Genomic DNA, 22,124 nt, shown 5'->3' on the forward strand with positions numbered 1-22,124 from the left:
GCCGACGCGCGTCAAATGCCCTAAGGATCAAGGGGAACAGGCGATCCAGCCCATTGACCAGCGCTTGAATCCGCACCATATCCTTGCCTCATGACACCACTTTCACATATCCGCAATTTCTCCATCGTCGCGCACATCGATCATGGTAAATCCACGCTCGCCGATCGCCTGATCCAAGAGACGAACACCGTTTCCCTGCGCGATATGAAAGCGCAGATGCTCGACTCGATGGATATCGAGCGCGAGCGCGGGATCACGATCAAGGCCCAGACGGTGCGGATCAACTACACCGCCCAGAACGGCGAGGAATATATCCTCAATCTGATCGACACCCCCGGTCACGTCGACTTTGCCTACGAGGTTTCTCGCTCCATGCGCGCGGTCGAAGGATCGCTGCTGGTCGTGGATAGCACCCAAGGCGTAGAGGCGCAGACGCTCGCCAACGTGTATCACGCGATTGATGCGGATCACGAGATCGTGCCGGTTCTCAACAAGATCGACCTGCCTGCGTCCGACTGCGACCGCGTGGCGGAACAGATCGAGGATGTGATCGGGATCGATGCTTCCGAAGCGATCCGTGTTTCGGCCAAGACAGGTCAGGGCATTGTCGAAACGCTTGAAGCCATCGTGCATAAGCTGCCCGCGCCAAAGGGCACGCAGGACGCGCCGTTGAAGGCGATGCTGGTCGATTCATGGTACGACAGCTATCTGGGCGTCATCGTTCTGGTGCGGATCATGGATGGTCAGCTGAAAAAAGGCGACCGTATCCGCATGATGCAGAACGGGTCGGTGCACCATGTTGACCGTATCGGCGTCTTCCGCCCCGCCATGACCGAGATCGACAGCCTCAACCCCGGCGAGATCGGGTTTCTCACCGCATCGATCAAACAGGTCCGCGATACACGGGTCGGGGATACAATCACGCACGAGAAAAAGGGCACCGAAACCCCGTTGCCGGGCTTTAAGCCAGCGCAGCCCGTGGTCTTCTGTGGCCTGTTCCCGGTGGACGCCGCCGAGTTCGAAGACCTGCGCGACAGTATTGAAAAGCTGGCGCTGAACGATGCGTCTTTCAGCTTCGAGATGGAAACATCCGCCGCACTGGGTTTCGGTTTCCGCTGCGGCTTCCTTGGCCTGCTGCACCTTGAAGTCATTCGTGACCGGATCGAGCGCGAGTATGATATCGACCTGATCACCACCGCGCCGTCGGTTATCTATGACATCCACATGAAAGACGGCACGGTCGAGCAGCTGCACAACCCCGCCGACATGCCCGACCTGACCTTCGTGGACCACATCGAAGAACCCCGCATCAAGGCGACCATCCTTGTGCCGGATGAATATCTTGGTGACGTGCTCAAGCTGTGCCAGGACCGCCGCGGCATCCAGATGGACCTGACCTATGCGGGCAGCCGCGCGATGGTTGTCTATGATCTGCCGTTGAACGAAGTCGTTTTCGACTTCTATGACCGGTTGAAGTCGGTGACCAAGGGCTATGCCTCGTTCGACTATCAGATGATCGGCTACCGTCAGGATGCGCTGGTCAAGATGTCTATTCTGGTTAACGACGAACCTGTCGATGCGCTCAGCACTATGGTGCACCGCGACCGCGCCGAAATGCGCGGCCGTGCCATGGTTGAAAAGCTTAAAGATCTGATCCCGCGTCACATGTTCAAAATCCCGATTCAGGCGGCCATCGGCGGCAAGGTGATCGCGCGCGAAACCCTATCGGCGATGCGCAAGGATGTGACCGCGAAATGCTACGGCGGCGACGCCTCGCGGAAACGCAAGCTGTTGGATAAACAGAAGGCGGGTAAGAAGAAAATGCGCCAGTTCGGCAAGGTCGACATCCCGCAAGAGGCATTTATCTCTGCCTTGAAGATGGACAGCTAAGACGATTGTTGAAAGGGGCGCTTCATGCGCCCCTTTTTCGTTGGAACGACACCAAAGGTCAGGGCAGCCTTGTCATCTGTGCAGGCACCGCCCCACCGTCCAGCAGCCGCGCAAGACAAGCGTGGGTGAACCCCCAGATATCTTCGTCATGTACCAGGTGGTGGGTCAAAAACCCCAAGGGTTCCTGCGGGTCAGTCAGCCCCTTGCGGCGGTCCTGCAGCAGTTTGGTGATATCCGCAATCAGCGTGTCCGGTGGGACAAGGCTGCGGGTGCCGCGCCAGAAAATCGGGTCGATATGGGTGTTGATCTGCACCAACCCGGGGGCGGCAATCCGGTTATCCCGCGGCAGATAGGTCGACACCCCGACATAGCCTGCGTCTGCCAGCACCGGCAGCAACCCATCGTCCAACCGGTTCCACGGCGGCACAAAGATCGGCAGCAGGTCGTCGCCGAAAAGCCGTCGCATCCGGTTCAGCGCTTGGGCGAGCTCGTGGGCCGCATCGGGGCGCGGGTGTCCGAACTCTGCCTTTTTGGCCCCGTCGGGCGCGTGGCTGATATGCTGCCAGCCATGCACCAGCGGACGGATCAGCGGACGGTCCTTGCTATAGGCGGCAAGCGCGGGGTCTGCATGTTTAGGGATCACGGCGATATGCACGGGCAGGGACAGATCCTCCGCCAGTGCGGCAAGGCGATCCAGCGCGGGGGTTGGGGCGATGGCATCATCATCGCGCCACCAGATCGGCAGATGCAATCCTTCTGCGCGCCATATTGCAAGCTCGGCGTCAAGAGCGGTCCAATCCACGGTCATCGCGTGCCCTTTCGCATCGCCTCGGTCAGGGTGACCGTCCTCGCGGCCCCGTCAAACCCGTCTGTCTGTGCAGGTCGGGTCGGGGCGGCGTGCAGGGTTGCCAAGGCGGATAGCAACCTGTCTGGTGTCAGATCGGCGCTGCGCAGCACCTCGATCCCCGGTAGCGCGGACAGCGCATCGGCGCGCAGCCCTTGTTCCACCTCGTTGCCGGCGTCAAAGGGGACAAACAGCGCGCGCACCCCGCTTTGCAGCACATCCAGCGCGGTATTGTAGCCGCACAAAGAGACAGAGGCGGCGGCGTGATACAGCATCTGGCGGAATTCGGGGCGCGCCGGTTCGATCACCACATTCGCGGGAGCATCCTGCATCAGCGCGGCACTACGTGCGGCCGCATCCTGCCCCCCTAGCAGCAAGCGCCAGACCTGTCCCGCATCACGCGCGGCCGCGGCGCGGCAGGTGTCGAACACATGCGCGCCCACATCGCCGCCCCCTGCGCTGACGATAATCTCGCCCGCGCCAAGCCGGTCGGGATGGGGGCTGGCGGGGGGCGGTGCAACGAAACCGGTATAGCGCAGCTTGCCCTGCATCGCGCCGGACACCGGCCAGCTGAGCGAGAGCGGCGTCACGGCCTCGTCCGCATGGACCAGCACCGCATCGTAATACTGCGCAACCAGATCATCGGCCAGCTGCGCCTTGGCGGGTTTGGATGGCGGCGCGAGGATATCGCGTACCGATGCGCAGATCAGTGGGCGCGTGGGCAGGGCATCTGCGGCGTCAAGCAGGGCCAGGAACTCTGCCTTGAGGGTGCGGCGCCCAAAGGGGAACAGTTCGGTGATCAGCAGATCGGGCGCGCGGGTCTGGATGTGGGCGATCAGCATCTCGCGCCGCGCGGCCTTCAACGCTTCAGACGCGACCGCACCATGTTCATCCAGCAGCCGTGCGAAATCCACACCGTCAGAGCGCAGCGGCGGCAGTTGCACCATGTCAACGCCGTCGCTGTTCAACTGCGGTGCGGGCATCCCGCCCGAGACGACCTGCACATCATGCCCCGCCGCCCCATAGGCGCGGCCAAGGGTCAAGGCGCGGGCCAGATGGCCGGTGCCCAGCAGATGTGTGACGACGATGCTGACCTTCATAAGCGCGGTTCCAGTCGGATGGGATCAGGGTGGGCGGTCCAACCCTTGGGTGAAATATCCAGTAGATATAAGCGGTTGCGCTTGATCTGAAAGGGGGCGGGGCCAGCGAAACCCCAGCCGGTCGCATGGGCCAGCAAAACACGCATCACGCCGATATGGCAGACGGCGACAGTATCGCGCGTCAAGCTGTTGGCCCAAGGGATCAGCCGTTCGCGCAGGCTGTCGGGGCTTTCGCCGCCGGGTGGGGTGTAGCCCCAGCCCCAATCCTCGATATCGCGGAACCCGCTGGCGGGGTCTGCCTTAAGATCCACGCCGTGCAGCCCTTCCCACTTGCCCCAGTCCATCTCCATCAGCGCGGGCGCGGTTTTCGGCGCGCGGTCTGCGACCAGTCGGGCGGTTTCAGCGGCGCGAGACAGGGGGCTTGATACAAGATCGGCACGGTCCCAAGGCGCGGGCAATGCCAGCGCCGCCAGACCGGCGCGGGCGTCATCATCCAGCGGGATATCCGTGCGCCCTTGAATGCGGCCCGCACGGTTCCAGCCTGTATGCCCGTGGCGGAGCAGGGCAAGCCGGATCACGGGCGCACCCCGCAGCTTTCCAACCCCGCCAGCAAGGTCGCGGTGGCAGTGGGAAGCAGATGATGTTGCGCAACAAAGTCGCGGGCGTCATGGGCGCGTGTGTGGCGTAGGGTGGTATCCGCCAGCAGCGCTGTGATCTGTGCGGCAAGCGGGGCGGTGCCGCTTTCCGGCGCGGGATAGGGGCCGGGGGCCAGCACATCGCGCACGCCGGGGCGGTCTTGGGCCACGACGGGCAGGCCCGCGGCCTGCGCCTCCAGATAGGCGAGGCCAAAGGCTTCGTTCACCCCGGGCCAGAACAGCAGCGATGCATGGCGATAGGCGGCGGCCATGGCGGTCGTATCAAGTTCCCCAAGAAACCGAACCGCGTCGCCAAAGGGGGCCATCATCGTCTCTATCTCGGTGCGGGCGGGGCCGTTACCCGCGATATCCAACCGCCAGCTGTCTGTTGGCAGCAGCGCCAGCGTCTCCGCGATGATCTGATACGAGGCGCGTTTATCCCCGTCGCGCAGCATACCGACAGCCAGCATCGGGCCATCCAGCGCGGACGGCAGAGGCAAAGCGTCCTGTGCGAGAAACGGCGGCAGATGCACCAGCCGCTGCCCCGCGGTTTGATCGCGGCGCAGCGTTTCGGCATCGCGGTGCGTGAGGTAAAAGATTACATCCGCCGCGTCGCTTGCGGCCTCGGCGGCTAGGGCGAAACCGGCCCACGGGCCTGTCAGCCGTTTGCGCGCACGGCTGGATTCGACCAGCAGATAGGGGATCCCAAGGGCGCGGGCAACGGCGGGGCCGATCAGGTCGGGGGCCTTGTAATAGTTGTGATAGGTGATCCACGCCTGCCAGCCTTCGGTGCGACCGCGGGCGATGGCTTGGGTCACTTCGGTCTTGGCAGCATTTAACAGCATGGCCTGCGCCGCGCTGTCGCCCGCCCCGTCGCGGCTGCGCAGGGTGCTGGCGACTGTAACCGTCGCGCCCCCCCGTTGCATGGCAGTCATCAACCCACGCGCCATCGCCCGATCCCCCGAGGGTACCGGATGATCAGGCGACTTTAACGGAGCGTAGAACGCAAGCCGCATCAGCCGCCCTGTGCCAGCATCGCCGTCAGCCGTTTGTGTAGCTGACGAATGCCGGGGGCCATGGTGAACTCTGCATGCAGCCGGTCGTGGGCGGCTTCGGCCAGCCGAGGGCCAAGCGATGGATCCTCCGCAAAGCGCTGCATCGCCTCGGCAAGGGCGGCGGGGGCATCGTCGCTTAGTACGCCGGTGGTTCCGCTGGTGATGAACTCGGGGATGGCGGATACGGGCGTGCTGAGCAGCGGAAGCTTCTGGCTTGCCGCTTCCATCAGCACATTGGGCAGCCCGTCACGGTCACCGTCCTTGGCAATGCGCGAGGGCAGCACGAACAGATCGGCGGCGCGCATGGCGGCGATCACCTCTGGCTGGTCGCAGGCCCCGCGCCATGTGATCCGGTCGTTGATCCCGTGCGTTTCAGCGCGTGCTTTCATCGGTTCCGACAGGTCCCCGCCGCCGATATGGGTCCAGTGCCAGTCAAACTCATTCGGCAGCAGCGCCAGCGCGTCGATCAGGTTGTCAAAGCCCTTCTTCTCGACCATGCGCCCGACAGACATCATCTGGAACGGATCGCTTTTGGCCCGTTGGACCCGGGTTGGCGGTTCGGGGAAACGCGCCAGATCCAGCCCGTGGTAGACCAGATCAATCCGGCCCGGGGCGGTGGTTAGCTTACGCAGATGTTGCGCGTTAAAGTCCGTGCAGGTGGCGCCAAAGGCGGCACCGTGGCTGGCGGGGTCCAGCTTTTCGCGCAACTCCCATTCGGGCGAGGTCCAGATGTCCTTGGCGTGGGCAGAAAAGCTCCACGGTAGTCCGCGCAGGATCGCGGCATAGCGCGCGACCGAGGACGGGGTGTGCAGGAAATGCGCATAGATGCCGCGGGTCTCGGCGGGGAGCTCATGTGCCATGACGCAGGCCTGCCCAAAGCGGCGACGGCGGTTAGGGGTGTCATCGCGGGCAAGGTCTTGTTGGAAAACCTCCCATGCCGCGTCGTAACCGGGCATGGCTTTCGCGGCCTCTTGTGCTGCGGTCACACGTTCGGGATCGTCGCGCAGGTATTCCGGCAAATAACGCACGCGCGCTTGCAGCCGGTCGTGCAACGGGTGGGTTTTCGTATCGGTCGGGTGGCGCAGCGACCAGATGTCGAACCGCAGGCCGGCTTCTTCAAGGGCGACAAGTTCTTGTGCGATGAAGGTCTCGGACAGGCGCGGCCAGCCTTTGACCACAATGGCGAGAGGGGCAGGGGTGTCGGTCATGCGCCACCGCCCATCAGGGCGCGGCCCCGTTCAACCACCACGTCAAGCCCGTCCAGCAGCCCGTCTGCACCGGCTTGCGAGGGTTTGTTCTGATGCGGCAGGTTGCGGATTGCGGCGATCATCGCCTGCGGTGTCATGCCATCACGGGTTTCTTCCAGCATGCGGACGAGCCCGAGCTCTTCGGCGCGGCTGGCGCGGATCCATTGTTCCAACCGGGGCACGGTGCGCGGCACGATGACGGCGCGTTTGTCAAAAGACAGCACCTCGCAGAAGGTGTTGTAACCACCCATGCAAACCACGCCTTCAGCCCCGACATAAAGCTGTTCGATCCGGCTATCAAAGCCAAGCGCGGTCACCCGCCCGCCCAGCTTGGCCACCCGCGCGTCAAAGGCGTCGCGGACGTCGCCGGACAGGAAGGGGCCGTAGATCAGCTTGGCATTTGGCGTCAGGTCGGGGTCTTGCTCGTAGGCGTCCAGCACCAGTGACACCATCGCGGCACCGTCCCCGCCGCCGCCGGGGGTAATCAGCACATAGGGCTCTTCGGCGGGGGGCGTCTCGTCCGGGGCCTCGCGGCGCAGGTAGCCGGTCCAATGCATCCGGTCGTGGGCCGCCTGCGACAGGGGCAGCCCCTTGGTCGGATCATACACATCGCGCATGCCGTAGACCCAAATCTCGTCATAGTATGTCTCGGTCGCTTCAACCGCGCCCTTGCGTTCCCATTCGGCGGCCAGCACCTCGGGTTCGTCCAGCACGTCGCGCAGGCCCAGCACGACTTTGGTGGTGCCATTCTCGCGCAGCCAGTCAAGGCTGGGCAGCAGTTCCCCGCGAAAGCCCGTCGGCTCTTTATCCACGATCAGCAGATCGGGGGTGTATTCCTCGATCGCGGTGCGGATCAGACCGGCCCGCAGAGAGGTGACTTCGTCAATATCAAGGCCAAGCGTTTGCGCCACATAGCTGCCGTCGGCAAGCTTCGTCACGCCCGGAAGGCGGATGTGGTCGACGCCTTTGGGAAAGGTGAAACGCCCCGCGACGGGCGATCCGGTCAGGATGATGGCCGAGGCATCTTCGTCCCCGTCCATCAAGGCGGCAGCCAGCGCGCGCGACCGCCTTAAGTGGCCCAATCCAAAGGTGTCGTGGCTATAGAAAAGCACCCGCCGCGCTGGTTTGCCATTGCGGGCGTTGTTCGAGACCGTTTGGCGCATGGGCCGATCCTAACTTAGTCAAATATCCTTGGCCGCAGCTATCAGTCCGGCGGCTAGAAAGCGTTTATTGTCGAAGGCAGGTGAACCCGTCCCGCCCGATGCACCCAGAAACCGAATACACTCACATCACCTTGGTCTGCCGGTCGAACAGCCCAATAAGAATACCTTAGGCATCTATGGTGAACATGTCATGCATTTCAGCACCTTCCGCTGTCGCCGCCCCTGAATGGGCTGCGAAAACCGGCGTTTGAGGGGGCCAAGCCCGTGGGAAGATGCGGCGCGTGTCATATTCGGCGTCCTTCGCGGTTCATCGTCAGGGGGAGTAGGTGGGGCCGGGGGGTAAAGATTGCAATGGCACGGGGGGCGCCTTAGCGTCTCAAGACTGCTCCCCAAGGCCATGAGCGAGGACACATGCGGCATTTCATCTTCACCCTTCTTTTGTCGCTGTGGGTCTTGCCCTTTGCCAACGCCGCGACGGCGCAAGGGGTTCTGTCCCTTTTGCCAACAGCGCAGGAAACTGCCGTCAGCGATGCAGAAGGCGACGCCGCGCGACTGCAAGAGGTCATCAGGCAAGCCGCTGAAAGCGGGGTGAGCGTGGTGGTGGTCGATAGCGCGGGCCAGTTGTTGAACCAGCCCGCATCTGCCCAACCGACCGAGGGCGACCGGCAAGAGGCGGCGCTGGCCAAGGAAACCTCTGCGTTGATGCACCTGCAAGAACGGGGCAACCAGTTCCGCACTGCCCTGATCGAACGCATCGTGCAGTTGCCCGACGCGATCAACGAGGTGATCTATATCCTGCGGGCCGCCAGCCCGGACGGCACGCTTTGGGCCTTTGGTGAGACGCTGCTGGTGGCGCTCGCGCTGTTTGCCGTCGGGGCCGTGGTCGAGGTAGAGCTGTTCGGCAAGCGAATGGCACGCGGCTTCGTCACCGCCAAAGTGCAGGCGAACCCCGTTGGCTATACCGAAAAGATGCCGTTTCTGGTGTTTCGGTTCTTCATGGGGATCATCGGCGTTCTGGTGTCGATGGTGGTGGCCTATATTCTGGGCGCGCTGTTGTTTGGACCGCTTGAAGACACGGCGATCCAGTTCACTGTCACGCTGATCAACATCGGCTATTTCGTCTGTCGCGTGGCCGCGGGCCTGTGGCGGATGATCCTGTCACCCTTCCTGTCGCAATACCGCATCCCTGTGTTCAGCGACCGCGACGCCAAACGTCTGCACCGCTGGCTGTGGATGATGGCAAGCCTTGATACCGTCGCGATCCTGTTCGGCATCTGGATCGCTGAACTGGGGCTGAACTATGATGTCTATGCTTTCATCGCCTCCCTGATGTCGGCGGCGATCGTCGTGGCGAATATTCTGATGATCTGGGTCAACCGCCGCCCCATTTCAAACGCGCTGCGGCAGGGCAAGCCCGCGTCGGAATGCAGCGCCGTGGGGCGTTTTATGTCGCGGGCCTGGGCACCGCTGGTGGTGGCCTACGCGATTTTTGCCTGGTTCGAACTGACCTATGATCTGGTGCTCGAGAACCCGAGCTCCGTGCCTCTGATCGCGGGGGCCTATGGTATTCTGGTGTCGATCATCGTGGTCTACGGTGTGATCAACTATGCTATTGAACGCGGCTTTGCCCGCGCGCGCATGATGCGCCGCCTGAACGAGCTGCGCCGCGAAAAGCGCGCTGATGCCGCCCTGGACGAGGATGCGCACGAGGCCGCCGGCACAGCGCAAGCGGATGATACCATGTCGCTGGACGAGGCTGACAGACAGGCGGCAATGGTGCCACGCCAAAGTCTCACCAGCTTTGAAGGTCTGGCGCGGCGCGTGGCCGGTATCCTCGCCTTTGTTACGGGGGCCTATGCGTTCTTCTATATCTGGGACACAGAAGCAACGTTGATGGTCGAAAGCCACGCGGACAAGCTGCTGGACGTGATGGTGATCCTGTTTATCGGCTACGTCGTCTATCACGCCTTCCGCATCTGGATCGACAGCAAGATCGAGGCCGAAACCGCCGACCAGCCCGAGGCGGAACTGGGCGACGAAGGCAGCGGCGCGTCCTCTGCCAGCCGATTGGCAACGCTGCTGCCGTTGTTTCGCAACTTTGTCCTGATCGTTCTGATCGTGACCATCGCCCTCATCGTGTTGATGGAATTCGGGATCAATGTCGGCCCGCTGTTCGCCGGTGCAGGGATCGTCGGTGTTGCCGTCGGCTTTGGCAGTCAGGCGCTGGTGCGCGATATCTTTGCCGGCGCGTTCTTTCTGTTCGACGATGCCTTCCGCAAGGGGGAATACCTTGATGTGGGCGGCGTGAAGGGCACGGTCGAGAAAATCTCGGTCCGGTCGTTCCAGCTGCGCCACCATCTGGGCGCGCTGCACACCATTCCCTTTGGCGAGCTGCAGGTGATGACCAACTACAGCCGCGACTGGGTGATCATGAAGCTGCCGTTGCGGGTGACCTATGACACCGATGTCGAACGCGTTCGCAAGCTGATCAAAAAGCTCGGCATCGCGCTGCTGGATGATCCGGTGATCGGCGACAACTTTATCCAGCCGCTGAAATCGCAGGGCGTGATTGAAATGCAGGATTCCGCCATGATCATCCGGGTCAAGTTCATGACCAAACCCGGGGATCAATGGCTGGTGCGCAAGAAGGTCTATGAAGAAATCCGAGCCTTGTTCGAGCGCGAAGGAATCCGTTTTGCCCATCGGGAGGTCACTGTGCGTCTGGCCGACGGTAAGGTCAAAGACCTGAGCGACGAGGAACGCGACGCGGTGACCGCAGCGGCGCAGGCATCGCTGGAAGAAGAGGCACAAACCGGCCCGGAACCGGGCGGGGACGACCGATAGCCACGTCTCGCGCAGTTGTGACATTGAAACGGCGGCGGCGGGCGCTAGCATCATCTTCACCTGCAACAGGAGAATTCCCATGAAACAGTCCAGACGCCAATTCCTGACGACCACCGCCGCCACTGCCGGGGTTGTGACGCTACTGCCTTATGCCGCGCAAGCCGCGGCGCACGGTGGTAATATGTTCCCCATGACCGGCGGCGAGGTCAAAGTGCACCCCATCGACCACGCGTCCTTTGTGATGGAGACGCCAGCCGGCGTGATCTACTGCGATCCCGTGGGCGACGTCGCCAATTACAGCGATTTTGCCACCCCCGATCTGATCCTGATCACCCACGAGCACGGCGATCACTATAACGCCGAAACACTGGCCGGAGTGGTGGGCGAAAACACGCAGATCCTTACCAATCCTGCGGTCTACGACATGCTGCCCGAGGCACTGAAGGCAAAAGCGAATGCGCTGGCCAATGGCGAGCAGGCGATGTTCAACGAGGTCTCGATCGAGGCGATCCCCGCCTATAACACCACCGAAGAACGCAAGCAGTTCCACCCGCAGGGGCGTGACAACGGCTATATCGTGAACCTCAGCGATTTCCGCGTGTATATCTCTGGCGATACCGAAGCGACGCCGGAGATGCTGGCGCTAGAGAATATCGATCTGGCGTTTGTCTGTATGAACCTGCCGTTTACCATGGACGCGACCTCGGCCGCGGCTGCGGTGTCGACGTTCAAACCCTCCTTTGTCTACCCCTACCATTACCGTGGGCGCGACGACGGCACGCAGGACCCCGCCGCCTTTGCCGCCATGGTCGGCGAGGGGATCGAAGTCAAAATGGGCGACTGGTACTGATCCGGCGCAGCGGGGTTCAGCCCCCCGCATCCCCCGGGATTTAGACCATTTGGAACTGAAGGCCCCAGCGGGTCAGGATTTATACGGATCAAGACTTGCGCGCAGACCATTTCCCAGGAAGTTGAACGCCAGCACCACGACGATGATCGGCAGCATGGGAATGGCGGTCCACCAGTAGATTTCGATGCTCGCCAGATTTTGCGCGTCATTCAGCATGACGCCCCAGCTGACGGCGGGCGCGCGTAGGCCCAACCCGAGGAAACTAAGCGCGGTTTCCCCAAGGATCATCGCCGGGATCGATAGGGTCGCGCTGGCGATCAGATGCGACATGAAATTTGGCAACAGGTGTTTGCGGATCACCCGTGCGGGCGACGCGCCCATCATCTCGGCCGCTTTGACGTATTCCTCTTCACGCAGGCTCAGGAATTTTGACCGCACCGCCCGCGCCAGCCCGGGCCAGTCCAGAATGCCGAGGATGATCGAGATGATAAAGAACACCGACACCGGCCCCCAGTTCGACGGCACCGCCGCCGAAAGCGCGAGCCAGAGCGGGAGCTCTGGCAAGGACCGCAAAATCTCGATCGCGCGGTTGACCAGCCAGTCGGTCTTGCCGCCGAAGTAGCCGGCCAGCGATCCAAAGAAGATCCCCAGCACAAAGCTGACCGTGATGCCGATCAACCCCACCGTCAAGGACAGCTGCGCGCCATAGAGGATGCGGCTGAATACATCGCGCCCCAACCGATCAGATCCCCAGAGAAACACCGTCGCCCCGTCAGGCGCGCAGAACAGATGGGTGTCGCTGGGGATGACAGCGAAGAGGTGGTAGGTTTCACCCTTACAAAAATACTCAATCTTGCGCGGGTTGCTGGTATCGGTGTCGTATTCCCAGCGGAAATTCACCAGATCCGCAGTGCCCGTCGTCTCGTAGACAAAGGGGCCGATGAAACTGCCCTCGTGCCAAAGGTTGATGCTTTGGGGTGGCGCGTAGATGTGTTCGGCATTGCGCTCGTTTGGTGTGTAGGGCGCGATGAACCCCGCCACTGGCAAGATCAGATAGCAGAAGGCCAGAAACAGCCCGGATACCAGCGCCAGCTTGTGCCGCCGGAACTTGCGCCACATGAGCCGCGCGACAGAGGCGTCCATCTCGGCCCGCTCAAGCGCGGAAAGATCGGCGTCGTCGGTCCAGGGGGCGGTGTCGACAAAGCGGTTGTCCGGCTGGATGCTCATGAGCTGCGTGCCCCGTAACGGATGCGCGGATCAAGCAGGACCAGCAGCATGTCAGAGATCATCGTGCCGATCAGTGTCAGCAGAGCCACGAACATCAGGATGAACGCCGCGAGGAACTGGTCTTGGGACTTCAGTGCCACCAGCAGATAGGGCCCGATGGTTTGCAGGCCCAGCACCACCGATACCAGCACAGAGCCCGAGACCATCGCAGGCAACAGGTTCCCGATATCCGCGACAAAGGGGTTGAAGGCCACGCGCAACGGGTATTTCGACAGCAGACGCGCGGGGCCCATACCCTTGGCCTTGGCGGTCTCCACATAGGGTTTATCAAGCTCGTCGAGCATATTCGCCCGCAACCTCTGCATCATCGCGGCGGCTCCGGCGGTGCCGATCACGAAGGTCGGGACGATCAGGTGCAGCAGGACGGAGCGTACTTTTTCCCATGACATGGGCTGGCCCTCAAGCTCGGGGGCCATAAGCCCGCCAATCGGCAGGTCAAAGTATTTATGCCCATAGTAAAACAGGATCAGGGCCAGCAGGAAGTTCGGTGTCGCGAGCCCGAGGTAGCCCAGAAAGCCAGCGGTATAATCGACCCAAGTCTCGGATTTGGCTGCGGCGAGTACCCCAAGCGGCAAGGCAATAAGATAAACGAATAATACGGCGGCGAGATTGACCAGCACCGTCATCCAAAGCGCATCGCCGACGATTTCGCCCACGGGGCGGTCAAATTCGAACGACCAGCCGAAATTGCCTTGGATCAAGCCGGCAAACCCCTGCGGCCCCGGCACCATGCCGACCCAGATCAGGTACTGCTTCCAGATCGGTTCATCCAGCGCGTATTCGTGGCGCAGAAACTCGGCCTTGGCGACGCCTTCGGCCTGACCCGTCGCGCGCAACTCGGCGATCTGGTTCGACAGGTAGTCGCCGGGGGGCAGGTTGATGATGACGAAGACCAGAAGCGAGACCACCCAGAGGGTCAGTAGCATGGTGATGAAACGCCACACGGCGTATCGGAGGAAGATCATCGGCTTACCTGCACATGGGGGTCTTGGAAGTAGAATTCGTCGATGCGGTGAATGCCGAAATGCGCGCCGGGATCAAAGGCCCAGATTCCATGCTCCGGTACATTCATCAGATCGTTTGAGACGACGACGGGTTGCGGGGCCTCGGCCAGCACGCCGATGGCGAATTGCTGTTCGGCGTGGATCGCGAGCATCCGCTTCCAGATGTCTTCGCGCACCTGTGGGTCGTCGGTGTGGTTCCAGTCATTCGCCAGCAGCATCAGCCGTTTCGCGGGCTGCATATCGGGGGGCGACCCGGCCTGTCCGACTGTTTGGTAGTATTGTCCCCACATCGGCCAGGCAAAGAATTCCTGATTGGTGGGTGCCAGATAGGACGGAGAGGTCGACGGCCCCGGAAGCCCGTTGTCCCAGCCGAACCAGACCGAGGCCATGGTCCGCCCCGCATAGATCCGGTTGCGCAGGATATCGCGGTCCAGCGGGCGCATGATCAGGCGGATGCCCAGATCACGCCATGTGTCCGCGATGATCGCCAGCGCGTTTTCTTCCTCGCTGCGTTCGCCGGCGGTTTCGATCACGAATTCCATCGGGCGGCCATCGGGAAGCTTGCGGAGCCCTGCGGGGGTGCGGTCGGTCAGACCCATATCATCCAGCAACGCGTTGGCGTGGGCGAGGTTCATCATGGACCACGCATGTGTGTTGTCGTCGTTGTAAAGTGCGCTTTGCGACAGGGCGGACATGCCGCCTTCGCTGGCGAGGCCGAAATAGAGCGCGCGGTTGATCATGCGTCGATCGATGCCGAGGCTCAGGGCGCGACGAAACCGCACGTCGCGCATGACCTCGCGCCACACGAGGTCGGCGAAGTTCAGGTTGGGATAGATGGCGATCTGGCTGGCGGCGCCGTTGGCCCAAAGCAGGGTGCGGTATTTGCCGCCGTCCGCCTCGCCTTTCTTGAGGATCGCGACATCGGGGAAATCAAGCCCGCGCGCCTGCAGGTCGACCTCGCCCGCGTTGGCCTTGGCCGCGATCAGCCCACCGCCGACCACGGTCATCTGCACCACATCGATATAGGGCAGCTGCACGCCCCGGCTGTCGATACGGTGGAAATAGGGGTTACGCACAAAGAGCTTGCGCGAACTGTCCTTGTCCGAGGTGTTGATCCACGGCTGCAGGGTCGGCAGCGCGGGGTTGTCGAACTTGTACATATCGTCGCGCTTGTTGTGCAGCGCGGCCCAGCTTTTGACCCGCGCGGCTTTGACCTTTTCGACCAGCGCATCGGGATCGGCGAACTTCTTATGGAACTGCGACAGGTAGTGGGCGGGGCGATAGATGAACGGTGGGCTTGCTTGCGCCAGCAGCGGCAGGAAATTCGGATTGGGGATCTGCCATTCGAAGACGACCGTATGTTCATCGGGGAAGGTGACCTTTCCCAGGCGGTTGTCAACGATCATGAAGTCCGGCGGCCCGCTGGGGGTGATGTCCGGGTCGTTGGCAACATTTTCCCACCAATAGCGGAAATCATCCGAGGTAAAGGGCATGCCGTCCGACCAGCGGTGACCGGGGCGCAGGTGAAGCGTAAATTTGCGCCCTTCTTCCACGTCCACCGCGGCGAGGATATCGGGGGCAAGCGTGTAGTCAGGCTGATACCCCACCAGCCGCGCGTAGCCGTAAACGACCATCTGCCGCACGTCCTTGGTGCGCGAGATCAACGTGCGTAGCGTCCCGCCCTGACGCCCAAAGCTGCGGCCCTTGGCTTCGAGGTCGACGACCAGAGGCTCTGACGGGATGCGGTCCTGAACGTGGGGCAGGCTGCCGGCGTTGACCTCTTGCGCCCAAAAGCTGCTTTCTTGCAGCACGGGGCCGTCGCTATGCGCAGCAAGGGGCGCAAAGCTGAGGGTCGCGGCGAGGGCAAGGAGGAACTTACGCATGACAACGTACCTTATGGCCGGGCTCAAGCTCGCGCAGGGCGGGGGCGTGATGGCCTTCAAAGCGAAACTGTTCGGGCCAGAGCGTGGGAGAACCCGCGCCCTTGGCGACCAGATCAAGATCGATGGGCCGGCTGATGTCGGGTTCGGGCTGTGCCGCGATCAAGGCGCGGGTGTAGGGGTGTTGCGGATTGTAGAACAATGTGTCGGGCGGGGCCTGTTCGACGATCACGCCAGCGCGCATAACCGCGACCTCGTCCGCGATGCGGGCAACGACCGCCAGATCGTGGCTGATGAACAGGTAGCTCAGGTTGGCGCGGTCGCGGATGTCTTCGAGCAGGGTCAGAATTTGCTCTTGGACCGAGACATCCAGCGCGGAGGTGGGTTCGTCGCAGATCAGCAGTTTCGGATCGAGCGTCAGCGCGCGGGCAATGGACAGCCGTTGGCGCTGGCCGCCTGAAAACGCATGCGGGAAACGGCCAAGCATATCAGGGTTCAATCCGACCCACCGCAGCATTTCGGCCGCCTTTTCGCGGCGGTCGCGGGCGGTGCCAATGTTGTGCACCTCCATCGGTTCGGTCAGGGCTTGCTGCACGCGCATCCGCGGGCTGAGCGAGGAATACGGGTCTTGAAACACCATCTGCGCTTGCCGTTGAAATGCGGTGCGTTCAGTGGGCGACAGATCATGCACGGCCAGCGGTGCGGCGGCGGGGTCGGGGCGAAACAGCACTTCGCCGCCGGCATCGGGACGTTCGGCCCCCATGGCGATACGGGCGCAGGTGGTCTTGCCCGATCCGCTTTCGCCAACAATCGCCAGTGTCTTGCCACGGGGCAGGTGCAGGTCAACGTGCTGGCAGGCGGATACAGACACCGGCTTGCGCCAGCCGCCCGCCCGCATGGTGTAGGTCTTGGACACGTCGCGCAGATCAAGGATCACATCGTCTGCGGGCTTCGTGGATGCGGGGGCGGGGGCGGCCACGGCGGGGATCATCGGGGCGGCAGCGAAAAGCTTGGCGGTGTAGGGGTGGGCGGGGCTGCCCAACACCTCTTGCGCATCGCCCCGTTCCATCACGCGGCCCTTGTTCATCACCACGACCCGCTGCGCCATATTCGCCACGACGCCCAGATCATGGGTCACAAGGATCACACCCATACCGGTTTCTGCCTGAAGCGACCGGATCAGCCCGAGCACCTGCGCCTGGGTCGTCACATCCAAGGCGGTCGTCGGTTCGTCCGCGATCAACAGCTCGGGCTTGGCGACCATGGCCATAGCGATCATCGCGCGCTGGCGCATCCCGCCGGACATCTCGAACGGATAGCTTTTCCAAGCGCGCAGTGGATCGACAAAGCCGACCTTCTCAAACTGTTCGAGCACGGCACGCTTGGCTGCCCTTCGTCCCATATTGCGGTGCAAGCGCAGCACTTCGGCGACCTGATCCCCAAGCCGGTGCAGCGGCGATAGCGACCGCATGGGCTCTTGAAAGATCATCGAGATGCGATCCCCCCGAATGGCGCGCATCTTCTTTTCGGGGAGGGACAGCAGGTTGACGGCACCCTCGGCCCCGTTGAACCGGATCGACCCGCCGCGCATCTGTGCCGCATCGGGCAGCAGGCGCAAAACCGACCGGCAGGACAGCGTTTTGCCGGACCCGCTTTCGCCCACCAGCGCGAGGGTCTCGCCCGCGTTCAACGCAAAGCTGACGCCGTCCACGACCGACGGGCCGTTGCCGAAACCGATCGATAGATCATTTACTTCAAGAAGGGGGGCCATTGTCATCCCAAGCGGGTCAGAGCGATCATTACCTATCGAGTGAAGCCGATAAACACCCAAGCGTCTAGGGGGCAGCGCAAAAACCAAGCGTCAGCGGTACACAAAGGGGGGCGGCGTCCCCATGTTGCATCAGTACGACCCAACCCGAAGGAGAACCGCGATGAGCCGCCTGGACATTTTTATCAACCGTATGGTGTCACAGCGTGCGTGTATCGACCATGCCGCCGCCCTGACGCAGACAATGACGGGGCCGGTGTTCGAGCTGGGATTGGGCAATGGCCGTACCTTTCACCACATCCGTGAAACGATGCCCGACCGCGATATCTTTGTGTTTGAGCGCGCGGTTGCATCGAATCCCGATAGCACGCCCGAGGACCATCAACTGATCCTGGGCGATGTGCACGAAACCCTGCCTGCGGCACTGACGCGCTTTGGCGCGAATGCGGCTCTGATTCACGCGGATCTTGGCGGGCATAACCTTGCAAAAAACGATGCTTTCGCGCGTGAAATCTCGCCTTTGATTGAGCCGTTATTGGCCGTCGGGGGCATCATGGTGTCCAGTGACCGGATGTATTTCGACAATTTGATCGAAATCCCCTTACCACCTGAAGCTGTGGAGGGACGCTGCTTCATGTACCGCCGCGAGAAGTCGTGATCTGAATTAAGTACTTGATACGTAATGGTTAAATAGTAAGCGGCGTCGGTATTCCGGCGCCGCTTTAAGTTTCGCTTGCACGTTCCAAATCCCCTCCCTAGTGTGCGCCCGAGACATAGTGAAACGATGTTTCGCATGGTAAAACAATTCTTGGGAGGGAATTACATGTCCTTTTTGAAAAACCTATCTTTCGCTGCTGCAATGACTGTGGCTGCTTCCGTTGCCGGTGCTGAAACCGTGCTGATCCACGGCGAAGCAGGCCCGAATCGCGGTGCCCGTGCAGACGCGTTGCAGTGGTTCGCCGATCAGGTTGCCGAGCGGTCGGAAAACGATCTGCGCCTCGACATCCAGTGGGGCGGCGCGCTGTTCAAGGCGAACGCGGCCGTACAGTCCATCGGTGACGGTGTGGCGGATATGGGGTCGGTGATCGCGGTGTATTACCCGCAGGAAATGGCCGCCTATGGCATCGCTGACCTGCCCGTAAACAACCCAGACGCCTGGGTCGGTATGCGCGCCACGGACGAACTGATGCGGTCGAACCCCGCGATTGCGGAAAATCTGGCTGAAAAGAACCTCGTGTATATCGGGACATGGACCACCAGCCAGGTGAACATCGGCTGTAAGGGTGACGCGATCCGTTCGGTTGCCGATATCGCGGGCAAGAAAGTACGCGGCACAGGGGCCTATGGTAAGGTCTTTGGCGACGAAGGCGCGAACATGGTCAACATGTCGATCTATGACGCGTACCAAGGGCTCGACACCGGTCTGATCGACTGTAGCCAAGGGTATTCCTACGCTGTTGCCGCGCTGAAGCAGGCCGAAGTCATGGACAACTACACCCTGTTGAACTGGGGCCAGGTTGGCGGCGTCGGCATCTTCATGAACAAAGACATGTTCGATGCGCTGTCCGAAGATCAGCAAGCTGTGCTGTTGGAAACCGGTGCTGATCTATCCGATGAATTCGGCCGCATGATCACCACCGCGAACGACAACGCCATTGCCGCGATGAAAGAGCAAGGCGTCGAGGTGTTCGAACTGCCCGCGGAAGAGCGCGCCAAGCTGGTCGAAGGCGGCGAGAAGTATCTGGCCGAGTGGGTCGAGACAGCCAACCGCACCGGTCTGCCGGGCGAGCAACTGCTGGAAGACTACAAGGCGCTGATCGCCAAATACACGCAAGAGCGCGACGAGAACGGTTACCCTTGGGCAGCTGACAACAACTAAACACAAGCTTTGGGAGGAGCAGGGACCATGTTGGTACCACTTGAGAAAATCCTGTTGGGGTTGGGCGCGGCTGCGGTCATCCTTTTGGGGATCTTGATCACGTCCAACGTGGTCGCACGCGCCGTCTTCGCATCTAGCGTACCCGATAGCGTCACTTTGGTGCGGGAGCTGATGGTTGCGGCCATCCTCCTGCCTCTTGCGGCAGCGACCGCAAACCGCGCTCACGTTAGTGTGGCTTTTGTGTCCGACCGGTTCGGGCCCAAACTCCGGTCCTGGCTTATTGTGCTGGGGTCGGTCATGGGGATGATCGCCTTGGGCGGTCTGATCTATTCCGGCGGCCGCGAATTCCTGAGCGTTTGGGAAAAGGGCAGCTTTTTCTACGGTGACCTGAACCTGCCCAAATGGCCCGGACGTCTGTTGTTTGTGGTCGGTATCGCCGCCTGCTGGCTGCGTCTGGCGGAACTGGCGATCCGCGATGTGCGGACCATCCTGTCCGGGGGCATCGTTTCGGACGAAGAAAACCACACAATCGAGCTCGTTGCCGAAAAAGAGGTGCTGTAATGGATGCGTCGACCATCGGGCTGATTGCCTTTGCTGCCGTTCTGATCCTGTTGGCGCTGCGTGTGCCGATTGCCTTTGCGCTGGCCAGTGTCGCGACGATTGCGACCTTCTTTATCTTTGCCTTCCGCACTGGCACTTTCATGCCCGAACGTGCCATCCGTGCGACAACGTCGATGGTGTTCTCGAACTCCTTTGACTTGATACACTCCTACGATCTATCGATGATACCGCTGTTTGTCGCCCTTGGGCATATTGCCTATCGCGCGGATATCACGACCAAGATCTATCACGCGGCCAAGGTCTGGCTGACGCGTCTGCCCGGCGGTGTTGCCATGGCAAGTGTCATGGGCTGTGGCGGATTTTCGGCCATTACCGGCAGCTCTATCGCCTGTGCCTCGACCATGGGGAAAATCTGCACGCCCGAGATGCTGCGCATGGGCTATGACCCGCGTCTGGCAACAGCGTCGGTCGCGGCAGGGGGCACGCTGGGGTCGCTGATCCCGCCGTCGGTTCTGTTCATCATCTACGGTATCTTCACCGAGACCTCGATTTCGTCGCTGTTCCTCGCGGGTGTTTTGCCGGGGCTGCTGACGCTGGCGGGCTTTATCCTCGTGATTGCCGTCTGGGTCTGGCGTTCGCCCGAAATCGCCCCTTCGACAGCGACACGCTACTCCGCCAAGGAACGCTTTGCGGCGGCGGCTGAAAGCTGGCCTGCGGTCATGCTGTTCGTGTTGATCATCGGCGGTATCTACGGCGGTATCTTTACGGCGACCGAAGCGGCGGCTGTCTGCGTGGTCGCGGCGACGCTGATCGGTTTTGCGCAGCGCAAGCTGACCTTGCAGGGCCTGTGGGACGCGGTGAAAGAGACGTGCATCCAGACCGCAGCGATCTTCTTTATCGCGGCAGGGGCCAAGATCTTTGTGGCCTTTATCGCCCTGACCAACGTTGCCCCGATGATTGTGAACGTCGTGGCCGAGGCAGAGCTGTCCGTCGTGGTCCTGCTGCTGGCGATTGCCGCGATCTATCTGCTGCTTGGCATGTTCCTTGATCCCATCGGCATCATGGTTCTGACCCTGCCGCTGATGATCCCGCTGGTGGAAAGCTATGACATGAACCTGATCTGGTTCGGTGTTGTGGTGATTAAACTGCTGGAAATCGGGCTGATCACGCCGCCTGTCGGGTTGAACGTCTTTGTCATCGCCAATGTGGTGGGCAAAGAGGCTCCGATCGACAAGATCTTTGCCGGTATCACGCGCTTCCTGAGCGTTGACGTGATCGTGCTGGTGCTGATCATGTCCTTCCCGATGATCTCGCTGCTTATTCCTATGGCGGCGCGATGAGTGGGGACACCACAGACAGGAAGTTTGCCAACACTCTGGCGCGGGGGCTTGCTGTATTGCGGGCCTTTCGCGCCAGTGACAGCGGGCTGACCCACGCGCAGATTGCGGACCGGACGGGGCTGCCCAAGCCTACGGTGTCGCGGCTGACCTATACGCTGTGCGAACTGGGCTACCTCAGCCACGGCGGGCGCAATGACCGCTTTCGGCTGGGGCCGTCGGCTATCGCGCTTGGCTCGGTCGCATCGGTAGCGGTGAACTTTCTGGATTTGGTGTCCGACGCCATGCAAGAGCTGGCCGATAAAACGGGCACGCTATTGCTGGTCGCCGTGCGCGACGACGAGAAAATGATGTTGGTGCGCACATGGCGGCCACAGAACGCTTCGACCATCTGGCTGGAGCCGGGGCACCGGATTCCCGTGTTCGGATCGTCGTCGGGCATGGCCGTCGTGGCGTCACTTGGCGAAGAGCGCTTTGAGCAGTTGACGCCCGAAGCGGATATGCGAAGGTTCCGGGCGGAGGGATATTCGCAATTGATAGAACAAGGGTTCGCCTACGCGTCGGAGGGCACACGATATGCCAGTACGATCAACGCCGTAAGTGTCCCCTATTTTGCCGAAGAGTTCGGCGAACCGGTATCGTTCACCGCCGGGGCCATGCCACATGATTTGCCCGATTCCCGTATCGTGCAAGAGGTCGGCCCCGCGTTGCGTGAACTGGTGCGCGCGCTTGAGCAGCGCACCGGGCGCACCCCCGCGCTCAGCCGCCGGGACTGAAACA

18 protein-coding genes are annotated in these 22,124 nt (G+C 61.8%); 8 read left to right on the forward strand and 10 right to left on the reverse strand.

Going from position 1 to position 22,124, the window contains the following annotated elements:
- The first annotated feature begins 90 nt into the window (after positions 1 to 90).
- Entirely contained in the window at positions 91 to 1,890 is a 1,800-nt protein-coding gene (gene lepA, locus EE36_RS10075) for a translation elongation factor 4 (protein ID WP_005851903.1), read from the forward strand.
- 58 nt (positions 1,891 to 1,948) lie between these two features.
- Here lepA and EE36_RS10080 read toward each other — a convergent pair whose 3' ends face one another.
- The 6 genes from EE36_RS10080 to EE36_RS10105 are packed head-to-tail and all read right to left on the reverse strand — an operon-like array spanning position 1,949 to position 7,934.
- On the reverse strand, positions 1,949 to 2,698 hold the full coding sequence (locus EE36_RS10080) for a polysaccharide deacetylase family protein (RefSeq protein ID WP_005851905.1): 750 nt from the start codon (positions 2,696 to 2,698) through the stop codon (positions 1,949 to 1,951).
- Positions 2,695 to 3,834 carry a glycosyltransferase family protein gene (locus tag EE36_RS10085; protein ID WP_005851907.1) on the reverse strand — a complete coding sequence of 380 codons (1,140 nt, stop codon included), beginning with the start codon at positions 3,832 to 3,834 and terminating at the stop codon, positions 2,695 to 2,697. Before EE36_RS10085 ends, EE36_RS10080 begins: the two co-directional genes overlap by 4 nt.
- Positions 3,831 to 4,412: a histidine phosphatase family protein gene (locus tag EE36_RS10090; RefSeq protein ID WP_005851909.1), complete on the reverse strand. Its 582-nt coding sequence runs from the start codon at positions 4,410 to 4,412 to the stop codon at positions 3,831 to 3,833. The genes EE36_RS10085 and EE36_RS10090 overlap by 4 nt, the downstream gene beginning before the upstream one ends.
- A complete protein-coding gene (locus EE36_RS10095) occupies positions 4,409 to 5,485 on the reverse strand; it encodes a glycosyltransferase family 4 protein (RefSeq protein ID WP_338460485.1) in 1,077 nt (358 codons plus the stop codon). The genes EE36_RS10090 and EE36_RS10095 overlap by 4 nt, the downstream gene beginning before the upstream one ends.
- Positions 5,485 to 6,732, reverse strand: a complete 1,248-nt coding sequence (locus EE36_RS10100; RefSeq protein ID WP_005851913.1) for a glycosyltransferase family 4 protein — start codon at positions 6,730 to 6,732, stop codon at positions 5,485 to 5,487. Before EE36_RS10100 ends, EE36_RS10095 begins: the two co-directional genes overlap by 1 nt.
- Positions 6,729 to 7,934 (reverse strand): glycosyltransferase family protein, encoded by a 1,206-nt coding sequence (locus EE36_RS10105; protein ID WP_005851915.1) that lies wholly within the window; start codon positions 7,932 to 7,934, stop codon positions 6,729 to 6,731. Before EE36_RS10105 ends, EE36_RS10100 begins: the two co-directional genes overlap by 4 nt.
- A 411-nt stretch (positions 7,935 to 8,345) precedes the next feature.
- Between EE36_RS10105 and EE36_RS10110 the strand changes: the two genes are divergently transcribed.
- Entirely contained in the window at positions 8,346 to 10,778 is a 2,433-nt protein-coding gene (locus EE36_RS10110) for a mechanosensitive ion channel family protein (protein WP_005851917.1), read from the forward strand.
- A gap of 79 nt (positions 10,779 to 10,857) precedes the next feature.
- On the forward strand, positions 10,858 to 11,628 hold the full coding sequence (locus EE36_RS10115; RefSeq protein ID WP_005851918.1) for an MBL fold metallo-hydrolase: 771 nt from the start codon (positions 10,858 to 10,860) through the stop codon (positions 11,626 to 11,628).
- 72 nt (positions 11,629 to 11,700) lie between these two features.
- On the opposite strand, the gene EE36_RS10120 is transcribed toward EE36_RS10115, so the two are convergent.
- Genes EE36_RS10120 through EE36_RS10135 form a run of 4 tightly spaced genes read right to left on the reverse strand, consistent with a single transcriptional unit; the run spans position 11,701 to position 17,570 of the window.
- A complete protein-coding gene (locus EE36_RS10120; RefSeq protein ID WP_005851920.1) occupies positions 11,701 to 12,855 on the reverse strand; it encodes an ABC transporter permease in 1,155 nt (384 codons plus the stop codon).
- On the reverse strand, positions 12,852 to 13,880 hold the full coding sequence (locus tag EE36_RS10125; protein ID WP_005851921.1) for an ABC transporter permease: 1,029 nt from the start codon (positions 13,878 to 13,880) through the stop codon (positions 12,852 to 12,854). Before EE36_RS10125 ends, EE36_RS10120 begins: the two co-directional genes overlap by 4 nt.
- On the reverse strand, positions 13,877 to 15,802 hold the full coding sequence (locus tag EE36_RS10130) for an ABC transporter substrate-binding protein (protein ID WP_005851922.1): 1,926 nt from the start codon (positions 15,800 to 15,802) through the stop codon (positions 13,877 to 13,879). The genes EE36_RS10125 and EE36_RS10130 overlap by 4 nt, the downstream gene beginning before the upstream one ends.
- On the reverse strand, positions 15,795 to 17,570 hold the full coding sequence (locus tag EE36_RS10135; protein WP_005851923.1) for an ABC transporter ATP-binding protein: 1,776 nt from the start codon (positions 17,568 to 17,570) through the stop codon (positions 15,795 to 15,797). Before EE36_RS10135 ends, EE36_RS10130 begins: the two co-directional genes overlap by 8 nt.
- A gap of 160 nt (positions 17,571 to 17,730) precedes the next feature.
- Between EE36_RS10135 and EE36_RS10140 the strand changes: the two genes are divergently transcribed.
- The 5 genes from EE36_RS10140 to EE36_RS10160 all read left to right on the forward strand — a co-directional run bounded on the left by EE36_RS10140 (position 17,731) and on the right by EE36_RS10160 (position 22,120).
- Positions 17,731 to 18,225 (forward strand): class I SAM-dependent methyltransferase, encoded by a 495-nt coding sequence (locus EE36_RS10140; RefSeq protein ID WP_005851924.1) that lies wholly within the window; start codon positions 17,731 to 17,733, stop codon positions 18,223 to 18,225.
- 165 nt (positions 18,226 to 18,390) lie between these two features.
- On the forward strand, positions 18,391 to 19,446 hold the full coding sequence (locus EE36_RS10145) for a C4-dicarboxylate TRAP transporter substrate-binding protein (protein WP_037943567.1): 1,056 nt from the start codon (positions 18,391 to 18,393) through the stop codon (positions 19,444 to 19,446).
- A 27-nt stretch (positions 19,447 to 19,473) separates the two neighbouring features.
- On the forward strand, positions 19,474 to 20,007 hold the full coding sequence (locus EE36_RS10150; protein ID WP_005851926.1) for a TRAP transporter small permease: 534 nt from the start codon (positions 19,474 to 19,476) through the stop codon (positions 20,005 to 20,007).
- Positions 20,007 to 21,347 carry a TRAP transporter large permease gene (locus EE36_RS10155; RefSeq protein ID WP_005851928.1) on the forward strand — a complete coding sequence of 447 codons (1,341 nt, stop codon included), beginning with the start codon at positions 20,007 to 20,009 and terminating at the stop codon, positions 21,345 to 21,347. Before EE36_RS10150 ends, EE36_RS10155 begins: the two co-directional genes overlap by 1 nt.
- The gene (locus tag EE36_RS10160) at positions 21,344 to 22,120 is read left to right on the forward strand and encodes an IclR family transcriptional regulator (protein ID WP_009826240.1); all 777 of its coding nucleotides are present in this window, start codon (positions 21,344 to 21,346) and stop codon (positions 22,118 to 22,120) included. Before EE36_RS10155 ends, EE36_RS10160 begins: the two co-directional genes overlap by 4 nt.
- Positions 22,121 to 22,124 lie beyond the last annotated feature (4 nt).

Origin of the sequence: Sulfitobacter sp. EE-36 (assembly GCF_000152605.1) — a bacterium.
Taxonomy (GTDB): Bacteria; Pseudomonadota; Alphaproteobacteria; order Rhodobacterales; family Rhodobacteraceae; genus Sulfitobacter; species Sulfitobacter pontiacus.